The following is a 16813-nucleotide window of genomic DNA, read 5'->3' on the forward strand; positions in this document are numbered from 1 at the left end:
CAATCGATGCGCTTACGCGGACTTTAAGGTGGGTTTCAGCGAACCTTGTTAGTGTCAGCGAAATGAATGGTGTGCCGGGCGGACCGGTGAGCGGGCGCAGAACGCAATGCGGCGCCCCGCAGTCCGCGCGGCAGCGCAAATCGATTAATTTCTCAAAGGGAGTAATGATGCAAAAACGATTCAAGCAGGTGATGTTGCTGGCCGCTCTCGTGCCGACGTTTGCCATGGCTCAGGCGCTCCAGAACCAGGCGCCCGCCCCCCAGGCACCGGCAGCGGCTGCAGCACCCGTCGATCCGGCCAAGCAAGCCGCGATCAAGGACCTGCTCGACGCGATCGACGCACAGAAGCTCGTCGGCGCAATCGGCAACAGCGCCCAGATGCAAGCCAAGCAGCTCGTCCCGGCCATCCTGTCGGACGCGCTCTCGGAAAACAAGACGATGACGGACAAGCAGAAGCAAGCTGCCGTGCCGTCGCTGCAAAAGAACGCCGTGCCGAAGCTGGTTGACTCGGCAGGCCAGGTCTTCGCGACCGACTCGTTCAAGACGGACGCCATGCAAGCTCAGTACGACGCCTACGCGAAGTACTACAGCACGCAGGAAATCAAGGACCTGACGACGTTCTACCGCAGCCCGACCGGCCGCAAGTTCATTCAGGTTCAAGACCAGGTTGGCCGCGACGTCGTGAACAGCCTGATGCAGAAGTACATGCCGCAGTCGATCAAGGCAACGCGCGACCAGGCCGACAAGGAAGTCGCTTCGGTCAAGGTCGGCAAGTAAGCCTGGCAAATGAGCCCGGCACTTAAGCCCTTCAGGTCCGCAGCCATGATGCACGGTCGCGGGGCCGGATCGGCCGCATAGACCGGGAAGCCCACTGCCGCGCGGTGCGTGGCGGGTTCCCGGCGACAATGCGATAATGGTCGTTTGCGCGATGAGCGCAAGCGGCCATTTTCTTTTTTCTGGCGTGTTTTCCGGCGGTTTTTGCCACAGCGCCTGCCTCGGGGATCTCTTTACGATGCGCGTCTACAACTTCTCAGCCGGGCCGGCAGCGTTGCCAGAGGAAGTCCTGCGTCAGGCCGCTGACGAAATGCTCGACTGGCACGGCAGCGGCATGGGCGTGATGGAAATGAGCCATCGCGGCCCGGAATTCATGCAGATCCACGCCGAGGCGCTGCTCGATCTGCGTGAGTTGATGCAGGTCCCCGCAAGTCACCAGATTCTGTTCCTGCAGGGCGGCGGCATCGGCGAAAACGCGATCGTGCCGCTCAACCTGTTTGGCTCGAAGCCGCGCGCCGATTTCGTCGTGACCGGCTCCTGGTCGCAGAAGTCGCAGAAGGAAGCGCTCAAGTACGGCGAAGCGCATATCGCCGCCACGGGCCGCACCGAGGCCGGCTTCACGCATTCACCGCCGAAGAGCGAGTGGAAGCTCTCCAGCGACCCCGCCTACGTGCACCTGTGCACGAACGAGACGATCGACGGCGTCGAGACCTTCGAGATTCCCGACCTGGGCGACATTCCGCTCGTGGCCGACGCCTCGTCGCACATCCTCTCGCGCCCGATGGACATCGCCAAATACGGCGTACTCTACGGCGGCGCGCAGAAGAACATCGGCATGGCGGGCGTGACGGTCGTGATCGTGCGCGAGGACCTGCTCGACCGCTCGATGCCGATCTGTCCTTCGGCGTTCGAATGGAAGACCGTGGCCGCGAACAACTCGATGTTCAACACGCCGCCGACCTACGCGATCTATATCGCCGGGCTCGTGTTCAAGTGGTTGAAGCGTCAGGGCGGTCTCGAAGTCATCGAGGCGCGCAATGTGGAAAAAGCGAAGCTGCTCTACGACACGATCGACGCGAGCAGCTTCTATATCAACAAGGTGGAGCGCCGCGCGCGCTCGCGGATGAACGTGCCGTTCTTCCTCGCCGACGAAACACGTAACGCAGATTTCCTCGCCGGCGCCAAAGAGCGCGGGCTGTTGCAGCTGAAGGGCCACAAGTCCGTCGGCGGCATGCGGGCATCGATTTACAACGCGGTGCCGCTCGAAGCAGTGAATGCGCTGGTCGAGTACATGAAGGAATTCGAGGCGAAGCACGCGTAAGCGCTCCTCGCTCACGGGCGAAGCGGCGCCGCGCGCATCCTTTCAGATTGCCGGTTTCACGCATGGACGACGAACTCAACTCCCAACTCAAGCCGCTGCGCGAACGCATCGATGCGATCGACGCGCAGCTCATCGCGCTCCTGAACCAGCGCGCCTCGGTCGCGCTCGAAGTCGGCGAGGTCAAGAAGCACTTCAACGCGCCGGTGTTTCGCCCGGAGCGCGAGCAACAGGTGATCGAGCGCCTGCAGAACATGAGCGACGGCCCGCTCGGCAACGATCACATCAGCGCGATCTGGCGCGAGATCATGGCCGCGAGCCGTTCGCTCGAAAAGACGATTTCGGCCGCGTTCCTCGGCCCGGTCGGCACCTATAGCGAACAGGCGATGTACCAGTACTTCGGTCAGTCGATCGAAGGCCTGCCGTGCCCGTCGATCGATGAGGTGTTCCGCTCGGTCGAGGCGGGCGCCGCCGAGTTCGGCGTCGTGCCGGTCGAGAACTCGACCGAGGGCGCCGTTTCGCGCACGCTCGACCTGTTCCTCGAAACGCAGCTCGTCATCGGCGGCGAAATCGCGTTGCCGATTCAGCACAATCTGATGACGCAAAGCGGCAACCTGCAAGGCGTTACGCGCGTGTGCGCGCATCCGCAGGCGCTTGCACAGTGTCAGCACTGGCTGACGGCGAACGCGCCGCAGCTCGAGCGCCAGAGCGTGTCGAGCAACGCGGAAGCCGCGCGCCTCGCCGCCGCCGACCCGACGGTCGCCGCGATTGCGGGCGATCGCGCCGCCACGCACTACGGTCTCCTGATCGCAAACGCGCTGATCCAGGACGACCCGCACAACCGCACGCGCTTCGTCATGATCGGCAAGCAGCCGGCGGGCGCGACGGGGCGCGACCAGACCTCGATGATCGTGTCGGTGAAGAACGAGCCGGGCGCGGTGTACAAGCTGCTCGAGCCGCTCGCGCGCCACAGCGTGTCGATGACGCGATTCGAGTCGCGGCCGGCGCGCCTTGGCAGCACGTGGGAGTACTACTTCTACATCGACTTCGAAGGTCATCGTGACGAACCCGCCGTGGCCGCCGCGCTCGACGAACTCAGCAAGAAAGCCGCGTATCTGAAGATCCTTGGTTCGTATCCGCGCGCACGCTAAGGCGTGGAAGGTGCGGGCGGCCCGCCGCCAATCGCCGCCCGCCGCATGAGAATGCCGGGCGGCGCGCCTTTCCGATCCGTCCGGTAGAGACCGTTGTACGCCCGGCGCCTTGAGCCCTGGAGAGACGCATGACCACGCAATTCGGCCCCTCGTATGTGCGCGCCATCGCGCCTTACATCGCCGGCAAACCGATTTCCGAAGTCGCGCGCGAGTTTGGACTCGACGAAGCGCGCATCGTGAAGCTCGCGTCGAACGAGAATCCGCTCGGTATGCCCGAATCGGCGCAGCGCGCGATCGTGCAGGCCGCGAGCGAACTGGGCCGCTATCCCGATTCGAACGCGTTCGAGCTGAAGGCTGCGCTGGCCGCGCGCTACGACGTGCCGCCCGAGTGGATCACGCTCGGCAACGGCAGCAACGACATTCTCGAAATGGCCGCGCATGCGTTCGTCGAGCGCGGTCAGGCGATCGTTTATTCGCAGTACTCGTTCGCGGTCTACGCACTCGCGACCCAGGGCCTCGGCGCGCGCCATATCGTGACGCCGGCCGTGCACTACGGCCACGATCTCGACGCGATGCTGGCGGCGATCGACGAAGACACGCGTCTCGTGTTCGTGGCGAACCCGAACAACCCGACCGGCACGTTCGTCGACGGCGCGACGCTCGAGGCGTTCATCGCGAAGGTGCCCGCGCATGTCGCGGTCGTGCTCGACGAGGCGTACACGGAGTACCTCGCGGCTGAGAAGCGCTATGACTCGATCGCGTGGGTGCGCCGCTATCCGAACCTGCTCGTTTCGCGCACGTTCTCGAAAGCCTACGGACTCGCCGGCCTGCGTATCGGCTTCGCGATCGCCCAGCCGGAACTGACCGATCTGCTCAACCGTCTGCGCCAGCCGTTCAACGTCAACACGCTCGCGCAGGCCGCTGCGATTGCCGCGCTCGGCGACACGCCGTTCCTCGAGCGCAGCGCGGCGCTCAATGCCGAGGGCTATCGCACGCTTACCGCGGCGTTCGAGCGCCTCGGCCTCGAATACGTGCCTTCGGACGGCAATTTCGTGCTGGTGCGCGTGGCGAAGGACGCAACGGACGACGGCGCCGGCGAGCGCGTGAATCTCGCGCTGCTCAAACAAGCCGTGATCGTGCGTCCGGTGGGCAACTATGGCCTGCCGCAATGGCTGCGTGTGACGATCGGCTTGCCCGAGGAGAACGCGGCATTCGTCGCGGCCCTCGAGCGAGCGCTTGGCGCGCAATGAGCGCGCAACCCTTACTTTTTTCGGTGACGTCGTGAGTGCGTTTTCGTTTAACAAACTGGTGATTTTCGGCGTGGGCCTGATCGGCGGGTCGCTCGCGCGCGCGTTGCGCGAGCGAGGCTCGCACGGCGGCGAAGGCGCGCAGGTGATCGGTGTGGGCCGCAGTGCAAAGTCGGTATCGCGCGCGCTCGAACTGGGCGTGATCGATGCCGCCGCGACGCTCGACGACGAAGCGGCGCTCGCCGCCGCGCTCGACGGCGCCGACATCGTGCTGATCGCCGCTCCCGTTGCGCAAACCCAGGCCCTGCTCGAGCGCATCGCGCCGTACCTGGGGCAAGCAACCATCGTCACCGACGCCGGCAGCACCAAGAGCGACGTGATCGCCGCGGCCCGTGCCGCGCTCGGCGCGCGCATCGCCCAGTTCGTGCCGGGGCATCCCATCGCCGGGCGCGAATCGAGCGGCGTCGACGCCGCGTTGCCCGATCTCTACGTCGGCCGCAACGTCGTGCTGTGCCCGCTCGCGGAAAACGCGCCGGCATCGGTCGAGCGCATCGCCGCGATGTGGCTCGCCACGGGCGCATTGATCGGCGAGATGCCGGCCGCGCAGCACGATCGCGTGTTCGCTTCGGTGAGTCACTTGCCGCATGTGTTGTCGTTTGCGCTCGTCGACCAGATTCTCGCTTCGCCCGACGCCCAACTGAAATTTTCGTTCGCGGCAGGCGGTTTCCGCGACTTCACGCGCATTGCCGCGTCGAGCCCCGAAATGTGGCGCGACGTGTGCCTCGCGAACCGCGCCGCGCTGCTCGCCGAACTCGACGGCTACACTGAAGTGCTGGCGAAGCTGCGCGCGGCCATCGACGCCGGCGACGGCGCAGCGCTCGAAACCGTGTTCGCGCGCTCGCGCGCGGCGCGCGAGGCGTGGCAGGAGCGCGGCGGCAAGGGCGCGGCGGCGGCCATCGATACAGCACCAGGCAAATAAGCAAGCAGGACCCAGCCCGACGGCGCGAGCGCCGCAACCCAGGCAACCTCAGGTAACACCAGGCATTCTCAGGACACGCTCATGGAACACCTCGATCTCGGACCGTTCACCCGTGCGTCCGGCACGATCCGTCTGCCCGGCTCGAAGAGCATCTCGAACCGCGTGCTGCTGCTCGCCGCGCTGGCCGAGGGCGAAACGACCATCACGAACCTGCTCGACTCCGACGACACGCGCGTGATGCTCGACGCACTGGAAAAGCTCGGCGTGAAGCTCAAACGAGAGGACGACACCTGCGTCGTGCAGGGCACGCGCGGCGCGTTCCAGGCGGTGCGCGCGGATCTCTTCCTCGGCAACGCAGGCACGGCGGTGCGTCCGCTCACGGCCGCGCTCGCGGTGAACGGCGGCGACTACCGCATTCACGGCGTACCGCGCATGCACGAGCGACCCATCGGCGACCTCGTGGACGGCCTGCGCCAGATCGGCGCGAAGATCGATTACGAAGAAAACGAAGGCTATCCGCCGCTGCGCATCCGCCCCGCGCCGGTTTCGGTCGAGGCGCCCATCCGCGTGCGCGGCGATGTGTCGAGCCAGTTCCTCACGGCGCTTCTGATGACGCTGCCGCTCGTGCGCGCCAAGGACGGCGTGACGATCGTCGAAGTGGACGGCGAGCTGATCTCCAAGCCCTACATCGAAATCACGATCAAGCTGATGGAGCGCTTCGGCGTGAAGGTCGAGCGCCACGGCTGGCACCGCTTCGAGATCCCGGCGGGCGTGCGCTACCAGTCGCCGGGCAAGATCATGGTCGAGGGCGATGCATCGAGCGCGTCGTACTTTCTTGCCGCGGGCGCGATCGGCGGCGGCCCGCTGCGTGTGGAAGGCGTGGGACGATCGAGTATCCAGGGCGACGTTGCGTTCGCCGCGGCGCTCATGCGCATGGGCGCGAACGTCACGGTCGCCGATGACTGGATCGAGGTGCGCGGGATCGGCAACGATCACGGCAAGCTCGACCCCATCGACATGGACTTCAACCTGATTCCCGACGCAGCGATGACGATCGCCGTGGCGGCGCTCTTCGCCGACGGCGCAACTACGCTACGCAACATCGCGAGCTGGCGCGTGAAGGAAACCGACCGCATCGCCGCGATGGCCACGGAACTGCGCAAGGTGGGCGCGAACGTGGAAGAGGGCCCTGATTACCTGATCGTGCGTCCGCCCGAGCAACTCACGCCGAACGCAGCGATCGACACCTACGACGATCACCGCATGGCGATGTGCTTCTCGCTCGTGAGCCTCGGCGGCGTGCGGGTGCGCATCAACGACCCGAAGTGCGTCGGCAAGACGTTCCCCGATTACTTCGAGCGCTTCCTGGCGCTCGCGCAACCTTGATTCAAATGAAGCCGAGTACCTTTGCCGCATGAAATCGACCCGTCCCTTTTATCCGACGCCCGTCATCACGATCGACGGCCCGACTGCTTCCGGCAAGGGCACGGTGGCCGCGCTGGTCGCCGCGCAGCTCGGCTTTCACCTGCTCGACAGTGGCGCGCTGTACCGCCTGGCGGCGCTCGCGAGCATGCGCTACGCGATTGCGGCCGACGACGCCGAGAACCTTGCGAAGCTGATCGACGATCTCCATATCACGTTCCGCGAGGGGCTTGCGCAGCTCGATGGCGTTGACGTTTCGAACGAAATCCGTGCCGAGGAAGTGGGCAACCGCGCCTCGATGATCGCTGCGCATCCGGCCGTGCGCACCGCGCTCGTGGCGCGCCAGCGGGCGTTTCGCAAGCTTCCCGGGCTCGTTGCGGATGGCCGCGACATGGGCACCGTGATCTTCCCGGACGCCGTTCTGAAGGTGTTTTTAACGGCCAGCGTGGAGGCCCGTGCGGCCCGCCGGCATAAGCAATTGATCCAAAAAGGTTTTTCTGCTAATATGGATGACTTGCTTCGGGATTTGCGTGGACGCGACGCGCGCGACAGTAACCGCGCGGCCGCACCGCTCAAGCCTGCAGCAGATGCGCAGCTTCTCGATACTTCGGCGCTCTCCGTCGACCAGGCGGTCGAACAGGTGGTGCAGTGGTATCAGGAGTCTAGCCAACTGCGGCCCGTACGGTAATCCGCGAACGGGGCAAAGCGCAGTAAAGAAAGCAGTAAGCAGTACGAGTAGGTGCCCTGGAAAGCAACAGGGCGTGTGTTAAACCCTTTAACCCCGTATGGCTTTTGCATCTGCGCCGCGAGCATCGTGTTCCGGCCTCAACGCCCGGCAGTCAAGACCGACTGGCGAGGTAGCGAAAACCATGCAAATCCAGATTTTTATGTCCGACCTGCAAACCTCCACCCCGAATACCGAATCTTTCGCGGCTCTGTTCGAAGAGTCGCTGACCCGCCAGGACATGCGCGCCGGCGAAGTGATTTCCGCCGAAGTCGTGCGCGTCGACCACAACTTCGTGGTCGTCAATGCTGGTCTCAAGTCCGAAGCCTATATTCCGCTCGAAGAATTCCTGAACGACGCGGGTGAAGTGGAAGTGCAGGCGGGTGATTTCGTTTCCGTCGCGATCGACGCGCTGGAAAACGGCTACGGCGACACTATCCTGTCGCGCGACAAGGCGAAGCGTCTCGCTTCGTGGCTGTCGCTGGAAAAGGCTCTCGACAACAACGAACTCGTGACCGGCACGATCACGGGCAAGGTCAAGGGCGGCATGACCGTCATGGTCAACGGCATCCGCGCGTTCCTGCCGGGTTCGCTCGTCGACACGCGTCCGGTCAAGGACACGACGCCGTACGAAGGCAAGACCCTCGAATTCCGCGTCATCAAGCTCGACCGCAAGCGTAACAACGTCGTGCTGTCGCGCCGCGCAGTGATCGAAGCCACGCAAGGCGAAGAGCGCGCAAAGCTGCTCGAAACGCTCAAGGAAGGCGCGATCGTCAACGGCGTGGTCAAGAACATCACCGACTACGGCGCGTTCGTGGACCTCGGCGGCATCGACGGCCTGCTGCACATCACCGACATCGCATGGCGTCGCGTGCGTCACCCGAGCGAAGTTCTCTCGGTTGGCCAGGAAGTCACCGCGAAGATCCTCAAGTTCGACCAGGAAAAGAACCGCGTTTCGCTCGGTATCAAGCAACTGGGCGACGATCCGTGGGAAGGCATCTCGCGCCGTTACCCGTCGGGCACGCGTCTGTTCGGCAAGGTCACGAACATCACCGACTACGGCGCGTTCGTCGAAGTCGAATCGGGCATCGAAGGCCTGGTTCACGTGTCGGAAATGGACTGGACCAACAAGAACGTTGCTCCGTCGAAGGTTGTCCAGCTGGGCGACGAAGTCGAAGTCATGGTCCTCGAGATCGACGAAGACCGCCGCCGCATCTCGCTCGGCATGAAGCAGTGCAAGCCGAATCCGTGGGATGACTTCAGCCGCAACTTCAAGAAGGGCGACAAGCTCCAGGGCGCGATCAAGTCGATCACCGACTTCGGCGTGTTCATCGGTCTGCCTGGCGGCATCGACGGTCTGGTTCACCTTTCGGACCTGTCGTGGTCGGAAGCTGGCGAAGAAGCCGTTCGCAAGTACAAGAAGGGCGACGAAGTCGAAGCCGTGGTTCTGGGCATCGACGTCGAGAAGGAACGCATTTCGCTCGGCATCAAGCAGCTCGAAGGCGACCCGTTCAGCAACTTCGTTGCTGTCAACGACAAGGGTTCGATCGTCGACGGCGTGGTCAAGTCGGTTGACGCCAAGGGCGCAGTCGTGACGCTGAACGCCGATGTCGAAGGCTACCTGCGTGCTTCGGAAATCGCGCAAGACCGCGTGGAAGATGCTCGCAACGTGCTGAAGGAAGGTGACAAGGTCAACGCGATGATCATCAACATCGATCGCAAGTCGCGTGGCATCAACCTGTCGATCAAGGCGAAGGACTCGGCTGAAACGCAGGAAGCCCTGCGCACCATGTCGGCTGATTCGGGTCAGGCTGCCACCGGCACGACCAACCTCGGCGCGCTGCTCAAGGCCAAGCTCGACGGCCAGAACCAGTAAGCCTCAAACGGGGGCAAGCTGAAGTATGACCAAATCTGAATTGGTCGCGCAGCTGGCTACGCGATTTCCGCAACTTGTTCTCAAGGACGCGGATTTCGCGGTCAAGACGATGCTCGATGCGATGTCCGAGGCGCTTGCCAAGGGCCATCGCATCGAAATTCGTGGCTTTGGCAGCTTCGGCCTGAATCGTCGGCCGTCGCGCGTCGGTCGCAATCCGAAGTCGGGTGAAAAGGTGCTGGTGCCTGAGAAGTTCGTGCCGCACTTCAAGCCGGGCAAGGAACTGCGCGAGCGCGTCGACCGTAATTCGGGCGAGCCGCTGAAGGCGGACGAGCCGGACGACGACCTGTAAGCGTTGGATCGTTTTCGATCGGGCGATTGCGGTCGTCGGCGGTCAATGCCAGATGGCCAGAATGCATGGACCGGTAAAAAGCGCTGGGGTGAACAACCCCGGCGCTTTTTTTTCGTCTGCGCCTTTTCGACGCGGTTAGTTCCGGCAAGCCAGGTTGCCTGGCTCAGTGCTCGCTCACACGTGTCGGCCCGCGAGCCGTTCAATTACAATACGGGACACTTCGGCGCGGCTTGTGCTGCGGCGCAGCATGTCCGCCGTGCCGGCGCCTTTCTCAACTGCCAAGAGAATCCTTCAATGAGATTGATCGCCTGGGTGCTCCGTGTGCTGGTGTTCGTACTGCTGCTCGTACTTGCGCTCGCCAACACGCAAACCGCGACGCTGAACTTTCTGGCCGGATATTCGTGGCAGGCCCCGCTGATCCTGATCGGCCTCGCGTTTTTTGTCGTGGGGCTGCTGGCGGGGCTGCTTTCCGCGCTGCCCGGCGTGTTCCGGCTGCGCATGGAAAACGGCCGCCTCAAGCGCGACTTGCGGGTGGCGCGTGAAACGCCCACGCCGAGCGTCGAGCCGCCGCTGCCGCCGCTTATCTGATTTGTATTGCCGTGCCGCGCGCCTGAACGCGTGCGGCTGATTTTCCGCTCATACCATCGCTCGCATGGATCTCGATTTTTGGTGGCTCCTCGTCATTCCCGTGGCTTTCGCGCTCGGCTGGATGGCGTCGCGCTACGACCTGAAGGCACTGCTTTCCGAAAGCGCCAACCTGCCGCGCTCGTATTTTCGCGGCCTGAATTTTCTGCTCAACGAGCAGCCGGACAAGGCCATCGACGCGTTCATCGAGGTCGCCAAGCTCGACCCCGAAACCGTCGAGCTGCACTTCGCGCTCGGCAATCTGTTTCGCCGCCGCGGCGAGACCGACCGCGCGATCCGCGTGCATCAGAATCTGCTTTCGCGTTCCGACCTGCCCGTGAACGAGCGCGACCACGCGCTCTATGAACTCGGCCAGGATTTTCTGAAGGCCGGCATGCTCGACCGCGCCGAAGAGACCTTCGGCAAGCTCAAGTCGGGCGACTTCGCGCTCGGCGCTCAGCGTGCACTGCTCGCGATCTACGAGATCGAGAAGGACTGGAACCGCTGCATCGACACGGCACGTCATCTCGAAACGATGGGCGCGGCGTCGCTCGACCTCGAGATCGCCCAGTTCCACTGCGAACTCGCGCAGGAAGCGCTCCAGCAGAAAAAGCCCGACGAAGCGCGCCGTCAACTGGCGCTCGCGCTCAAGGCCAATTCGCAGAACGTGCGCGCGACGATCCTCGCAGGCGACGTCGATGCGGCAAGCGGCGATTGCGAGACTGCGCTTGGCCACTGGCGCGATGTCGAAGCGCAAAACCCCGCTTATCTGCCGCTCGTCGCCGAAAAGGTCATGAAGGCCTACGAGACGCTCGGCCGCGCCGAAGAGGGCGCACAATTGCTCACGACGTGGGTCGACGCGTATCCGTCGAACGATCTGCTCGACGTCGCCTACAAGTATGTCGCCGCGCTGCGCGGCCCCGATGCGGCGCATGCGCTGGCCCGCACGCAGATGCAGAAGTCACCGAACCTCGCCGGCATGGCGCGCCTGCTCGAAGCGCAGCAGGCCACGGCCGAAGAGCCGCGCCGCAGCGAACTCGAGCTGATGCGCAAGCTGCTCCAGCAGCGCACCAAGAACCTGCCTCGCTACACCTGCCAGAACTGCGGATTCCGGGCGCGCCTGTTCTACTGGCAGTGTCCGGGCTGCAGCGGCTGGGAAACCTATGCGCCGCGCCGTGTCGAGCCGGTTCCCGCGTCGAGCTGAGCCTAAGGGCGCGCGTGCCGAGCCCGGCACCTAGCCGGCCGCGCCCACAGTCATTCCAACATCCGTATCTGTCACCGGAGCGCCTATGAAGATCACCATTGTCGGTACCGGCTACGTCGGCCTCGTCACCGGTGCGTGTCTTGCCGAAATCGGCCACGACGTGTTTTGCCTCGATGTCGATCCGCGCAAGATCGATATCCTGAATGGCGGCGGCGTCCCGATTCACGAGCCGGGCCTGCTCGAACTCATCGCGCGCAACCGCGCGGCCGGGCGCATTACCTTTTCCACCGACATCGCGGCGAGCGTCGAGCACGGCGAGGTGCAGTTCATCGCCGTCGGCACGCCGCCCGACGAAGACGGCTCGGCCGATCTCCAGTACGTGCTCGAAGCGGCGCGCAGCATCGGCCGCCACATGAACGGCTTCAAGGTGGTCGTCGACAAGTCGACGGTGCCGGTCGGCACGGCGCAGCGCGTGCACGGCGTGCTGGCCGAAGAACTGGCGAAGCGCGGCCTCTCGCATAGCGTGGATCACCGCTTCTCGGTCGTCTCGAACCCCGAGTTTCTGAAAGAGGGCGCGGCGGTGGACGACTTCATGCGTCCGGACCGCATCATCATCGGTCTCGACGAGGACGAGAACGGCACCGTGGCGCGCGAGAAGATGAAGCGCCTCTACGCGCCGTTCAACCGCAATCACGAACGCACGATCTACATGGACGTGCGCTCCGCCGAATTCACGAAGTACGCGGCCAACGCCATGCTCGCCACGCGCATCTCGTTCATGAACGAGATGGCGAATCTCGCCGACCGCGTGGGCGCCGACATCGAGTCGGTGCGCCGCGGCATCGGCTCCGATCCGCGCATCGGCTATCACTTCCTCTATGCCGGCTGCGGCTATGGCGGCTCGTGCTTCCCGAAGGACGTGCAGGCGCTGATCCGCACGGCCGCCGAGTCGGGCCAGAACCTGCGCGTGCTCGAAGCCGTCGAGGAGGTCAATCACGGCCAGAAGGAAGTGCTCGTGAAGAAGATCGCCAGCGTGTGCGGCGACGACCTCACCGGCAAGCACTTCGCCGTGTGGGGCCTCGCGTTCAAGCCGAACACCGACGACATGCGCGAAGCGCCGAGCCGCCGTCTGATCGCCGACCTGCTCTCGCGCGGGGCCACGGTGGCGGCGTGGGACCCGGTCGCAGCCGAAGAGGCGCAGCGCGTGTTCGCGCTCGATCTCGCACACGCGCCTGAGCAGCACGCGCGCCTGACGTTCGCATCGAGCCAGGACGACGCGCTCACGGGTGCCGACGCGCTCGTGATCGTCACCGAATGGACCGCCTTCAAGGCGCCCGATTTCGCGCATTTGAAGAAGGTGCTCAAGGCACCGCGTATCTTCGACGGACGCAACCTCTACGAGCCCGACGCCATGGCCGAGCTCGGCATTGACTATCACTCGATTGGGCGGCCCCATGTCAATCTCGCAAACTCCGCAGCCTGAAGCCGCGCCCGTCGCCGCGCTTGCTGCTGCCATCGCGCCGGAAGTGCGCGTCGTGCCGCGCGAAAAGCTCGCGACCTCGCGTGTGCTGGTGGTGGGCGACGTCATGCTCGACCGCTACTGGTTCGGCGACGTCAACCGCATCTCGCCGGAAGCGCCGGTGCCGGTCGTGCATGTGCAGCGCAAGGAAGACCGTTTGGGTGGCGCCGCGAACGTCGCGCGCAACGCGGCGGCGCTCGGCGCTCACGCGGGCCTCCTGTGCGTGGTGGGCCATGACGAACCCGGCGAGCGTATCGTCGAGCTGCTCGACGAAAGCAACGTGAACGCGTATCTCGAGCGCGATCCCGCGTTGCCGACCACCATCAAGCTGCGCGTGCTGTCGCGCCAGCAACAGCTGTTGCGCGTGGACTTCGAAAACACGCCCGCGCACGAGATCCTGCTCGCCGGCCTCGCGCGTTTCGACGCGCTGCTGCCCACGCACGACGTGATCCTGCTCTCCGACTACGCGAAGGGTGGGCTCACGCATGTCACGCAGATGATCGCGAAGGCGCGCGCGGCGGGCAAGGCGGTGCTCGTCGATCCGAAGGGCGACGACTGGGAGCGCTATCGCGGCGCGAGCCTCATCACGCCGAACCGCGCGGAGCTGCGCGAAGTGGTGGGCACGTGGAAGTCCGAGGAGGACCTGCACGCGCGCGTGACGAAGCTGCGCCACGAACTGCAGTTCGATGCGCTCCTGCTCACGCGCTCGGAAGAGGGTATGACGCTCTTTTCCGATGACGGCGCGCTGCACGCGGCGGCCGATGCGCGCGAAGTGTATGATGTCTCGGGCGCCGGCGACACGGTGATCGCGACCGTCGCGGTCATGCTGGGCGCGGGATTGCCGCTCGTCGAAGGCGTCGCGCTCGCGAATCGCGCGGCCGGCATCGTGGTCGGCAAGCTCGGCACGGCCACCGTCGACTACGACGAACTCTTTCAATAACGTTGTGCATGCGAGCGCGCAGCGCTCGCACCCCGGCCGGAATTTCCGCAGCGTTTTTCCGGCGGGGCATCAACCTCGCGTGAACCTCGTCACCGCAGACCTATCATGACCCTCATCGTCACCGGCGCGGCCGGCTTCATCGGCAGCAACATCGTCAAGGCGCTGAACGAACGCGGCGAAGACCGCATCATCGCCGTCGACAATCTCACCCGCGCGGACAAGTTCAGGAATCTCGTCGATTGCGAGATCGACGACTACATCGACAAGACCGAGTTCGTCGAGCGCTTTGCGCGCGGCGATTTCGGCGACGTGCGCGCGGTGTTCCACGAAGGCGCCTGTTCGGACACGATGGAAACCGACGGCCGCTACATGATGGACAACAACTTCCGCTATAGCCGCGCCGTGCTCGACGCGTGTCTCGCGCAGCGCGTGCAGTTTCTGTATGCGTCGTCGGCGGCGATTTACGGCGGCTCGACGCGCTTCGTCGAAGAGCGCGAAGTGGAAGCGCCGCTGAACGTGTACGGCTATTCGAAGTTCCTGTTCGACCAGGTGATCCGCCGCGTGCTGCCCACCGCGCAAAGCCAGATTGCGGGCTTTCGCTATTTCAACGTGTACGGTGCGCGCGAAACGCACAAGGCGCGCATGGCGTCGGTGGCGTTCCACAACTTCAACCAGTTCCGCGCCGAAGGCCGCGTGAAGCTGTTCGGCGAATACAACGGTTATGCGCCGGGCGAGCAGACGCGCGACTTCGTCTCCGTCGAGGACGTGGTGAAGGTGAACCTGTTCTTCTTCGATCATCCGGAGAAGACGGGCATCTTCAATCTGGGCAGCGGCCGTGCCCAGCCGTTCAACGACATCGCCACGACCGTGGTGAACACGCTGCGTGCGATGGAAGGCAAGCCTGCGCTCTCGCTCGCGGAGCAGGTCAAGGAAGGGCTGATCGAGTACATCCCGTTCCCGGACGCGTTGCGCGGCAAGTATCAGTGCTTCACGCAGGCGGACCAGTCGAAGCTGCGCGCGGCAGGCTACGACGCGCCGTTCCTGACGGTGCAGGAAGGCGTGGATCGTTACGTACGTTGGCTTTCTGGCCAGGTGTAACGCGAAGCCCTGACTTCATAAACTGGACTCTCCTCGCCGGCGATGGTCGCCGGCGTTTTGAGGGAGATCCAGCATGTTCCGAAAAGTCCTTGCGGCGGCCGCGCTTCTGGCCGTATTCAGCCACGCCTTTGCGGCCGTGGACGTCAACACCGCCAACGAAGACGCGCTTCGCGGCATCAAGGGGGTGGGGCCCGCGCGCGCCAAGGCCATTCTCGACGAGCGCAGCGCGCACGGCCCGTACAAGGATGCCAGTGACCTCGGCAAGCGCGTGAAGGGCATGGGCGGCCATACCGTCGAACGTTTGCAGGCCGAAGGATTGGCGATCGGTCCCGCGAATGCCCATGCAGCACAGGCGAAGGTTGCGCAGGCAACGCCCGCGAAGGCGGGCGCACCTCAGGCTGCCGTGGCGGTCAAGAAGTAGCAGGCCGCTCGCGCTCGTGTGTTACCCCGCGCGTCGTGCTGCGCCGTCGCGGGGCGCAGTTTCCTTCAGGTGTCGCTCAGGTGAAGTCGATCCGCGACGTTGACCCGCGGCCCGGGCCGCGGGCTTTTTGCAGCCCATGATGGTCGAGTCGCCAGCCGGCGTCCATACCGGCGTCATGGGTCCCCTGCGGTCGCTGCCCGCGTGGTTTAGAATCGACGGGTCACGTCATCGCGCCTCACTGCCATCCCCATGCCCTACAAGACCATTGAAGACACGATCGGCAATACCCCGCTCGTGCAGCTCGTCCGCCTGCCGGACGACGAAATCCGCGCCCGCAACAACGTCTTGCTGGCCAAGCTCGAAGGCAACAACCCGGCTGGGTCCGTGAAGGACCGCCCGGCGCTCTCGATGATCCGTAAAGCCGAAGAGCGCGGCCGCATCAAGCCCGGCGACACACTCATCGAAGCGACGAGCGGCAACACGGGCATCGCGCTCGCCATGGCGGCGGCGATCCGCGGCTACAAGATGGTGCTCATCATGCCGGAGGACCTCTCGGTCGAGCGCCGTCAGAGCATGGCGGCTTACGGCGCCGAAATCATGCTTACGCCGGTCAAGGGCGGCATGGAATATGCGCGCGATCTCGCCGAGCAAATGCAGCGCGACGGCAAGGGGATTATCCTCGACCAGTTCGGCAATCCCGACAATCCGCTTGCGCACTACGAGGCCACCGGCCCGGAAATCTGGCGCGATACCGAAGGGCGCATCACGCACTTCGTTTCGTCGATGGGCACGACCGGCACGATCATGGGCACGTCCCAGTTCCTGAAAGAAAAGAATCAGGCGATCGAGATCGTCGGCGCGCAGCCGGAAGACGGCTCGCGCATTCCGGGCATTCGCAAGTGGCCCGAAGCGTATATGCCGAAGATTTTCGATCGCAGCCGCGTGGATCGCGTGGAGAGCGTGAGCCAGGCCGCCGCCGAGAACATGGCGCGCCGTCTGGCCTCGGTCGAAGGTATCTTCGCGGGGATCTCGTCGGGCGGCGCATGTGAGGTGGCGACGCGTCTTGCGCGCCAGCTCGAGAACGCGACGATCGTGTTCATCGTCTGCGATCGTGGCGACCGGTATCTCTCGACGGGTGTGTTTCCCGCCTGATTGAAGCGTGGACGCA

16 protein-coding genes are annotated in these 16813 nt (G+C 64.5%); all 16 read left to right on the top strand.

Features of this window, described 5'->3' with window-relative positions:
- The first annotated feature begins 167 nt into the window (after positions 1 to 167).
- The 16 genes from AB3X99_RS02065 to cysM all read left to right on the top strand — a co-directional run bounded on the left by AB3X99_RS02065 (position 168) and on the right by cysM (position 16797).
- Positions 168 to 776, top strand: coding sequence for a DUF2059 domain-containing protein (locus AB3X99_RS02065; RefSeq protein ID WP_069262944.1), 609 nt, complete (start codon positions 168 to 170; stop codon positions 774 to 776).
- 235 nt (positions 777 to 1011) lie between these two features.
- Entirely contained in the window at positions 1012 to 2094 is a 1083-nt protein-coding gene (gene serC, locus AB3X99_RS02070) for a 3-phosphoserine/phosphohydroxythreonine transaminase (protein WP_069262943.1), read from the top strand.
- A gap of 62 nt (positions 2095 to 2156) precedes the next feature.
- A complete protein-coding gene (gene pheA, locus AB3X99_RS02075; protein ID WP_069262643.1) occupies positions 2157 to 3242 on the top strand; it encodes a prephenate dehydratase in 1086 nt (361 codons plus the stop codon).
- 128 nt (positions 3243 to 3370) lie between these two features.
- Positions 3371 to 4492: a histidinol-phosphate transaminase gene (hisC, locus tag AB3X99_RS02080; protein ID WP_368616009.1), complete on the top strand. Its 1122-nt coding sequence runs from the start codon at positions 3371 to 3373 to the stop codon at positions 4490 to 4492.
- Positions 4479 to 5468, top strand: coding sequence for a prephenate dehydrogenase (locus tag AB3X99_RS02085; protein WP_368616010.1), 990 nt, complete (start codon positions 4479 to 4481; stop codon positions 5466 to 5468). Before hisC ends, AB3X99_RS02085 begins: the two co-directional genes overlap by 14 nt.
- Before the next feature lie 81 nt (positions 5469 to 5549).
- Positions 5550 to 6854 (top strand): 3-phosphoshikimate 1-carboxyvinyltransferase, encoded by a 1305-nt coding sequence (gene aroA, locus AB3X99_RS02090; protein ID WP_368616011.1) that lies wholly within the window; start codon positions 5550 to 5552, stop codon positions 6852 to 6854.
- A gap of 28 nt (positions 6855 to 6882) precedes the next feature.
- Entirely contained in the window at positions 6883 to 7578 is a 696-nt protein-coding gene (gene cmk / locus AB3X99_RS02095; protein WP_028208177.1) for a (d)CMP kinase, read from the top strand.
- A gap of 181 nt (positions 7579 to 7759) precedes the next feature.
- The gene (gene rpsA, locus AB3X99_RS02100) at positions 7760 to 9490 is read left to right on the top strand and encodes a 30S ribosomal protein S1 (protein WP_069262639.1); all 1731 of its coding nucleotides are present in this window, start codon (positions 7760 to 7762) and stop codon (positions 9488 to 9490) included.
- Positions 9491 to 9515: 25 nt separating this feature from the next.
- On the top strand, positions 9516 to 9839 hold the full coding sequence (locus tag AB3X99_RS02105; RefSeq protein ID WP_027817382.1) for an integration host factor subunit beta: 324 nt from the start codon (positions 9516 to 9518) through the stop codon (positions 9837 to 9839).
- 294 nt (positions 9840 to 10133) lie between these two features.
- A complete protein-coding gene (locus AB3X99_RS02110) occupies positions 10134 to 10427 on the top strand; it encodes a lipopolysaccharide assembly protein LapA domain-containing protein (RefSeq protein WP_368616247.1) in 294 nt (97 codons plus the stop codon).
- 64 nt (positions 10428 to 10491) lie between these two features.
- A complete protein-coding gene (gene lapB / locus AB3X99_RS02115; RefSeq protein ID WP_069262638.1) occupies positions 10492 to 11667 on the top strand; it encodes a lipopolysaccharide assembly protein LapB in 1176 nt (391 codons plus the stop codon).
- A gap of 85 nt (positions 11668 to 11752) precedes the next feature.
- The gene (locus AB3X99_RS02120) at positions 11753 to 13150 is read left to right on the top strand and encodes a UDP-glucose/GDP-mannose dehydrogenase family protein (RefSeq protein WP_069262637.1); all 1398 of its coding nucleotides are present in this window, start codon (positions 11753 to 11755) and stop codon (positions 13148 to 13150) included.
- On the top strand, positions 13122 to 14126 hold the full coding sequence (gene rfaE1 / locus AB3X99_RS02125; protein ID WP_342948582.1) for a D-glycero-beta-D-manno-heptose-7-phosphate kinase: 1005 nt from the start codon (positions 13122 to 13124) through the stop codon (positions 14124 to 14126). The genes AB3X99_RS02120 and rfaE1 overlap by 29 nt, the downstream gene beginning before the upstream one ends.
- Positions 14127 to 14231: 105 nt before the next feature.
- Entirely contained in the window at positions 14232 to 15224 is a 993-nt protein-coding gene (gene rfaD / locus AB3X99_RS02130) for an ADP-glyceromanno-heptose 6-epimerase (protein ID WP_368616012.1), read from the top strand.
- 73 nt (positions 15225 to 15297) lie between these two features.
- The gene (locus AB3X99_RS02135; RefSeq protein ID WP_069262634.1) at positions 15298 to 15645 is read left to right on the top strand and encodes a helix-hairpin-helix domain-containing protein; all 348 of its coding nucleotides are present in this window, start codon (positions 15298 to 15300) and stop codon (positions 15643 to 15645) included.
- A 249-nt stretch (positions 15646 to 15894) separates the two neighbouring features.
- Complete coding sequence (gene cysM, locus AB3X99_RS02140; protein ID WP_368616013.1) at positions 15895 to 16797, top strand: cysteine synthase CysM; 903 nt, start codon at positions 15895 to 15897, stop codon at positions 16795 to 16797.
- The last annotated feature ends 16 nt before the right edge of the window (positions 16798 to 16813 follow it).

It is taken from the genome of Paraburkholderia sp. BR10882 (assembly GCF_040948855.1).
Classification (GTDB): domain Bacteria; phylum Pseudomonadota; class Gammaproteobacteria; order Burkholderiales; family Burkholderiaceae; genus Paraburkholderia; species Paraburkholderia nodosa_A.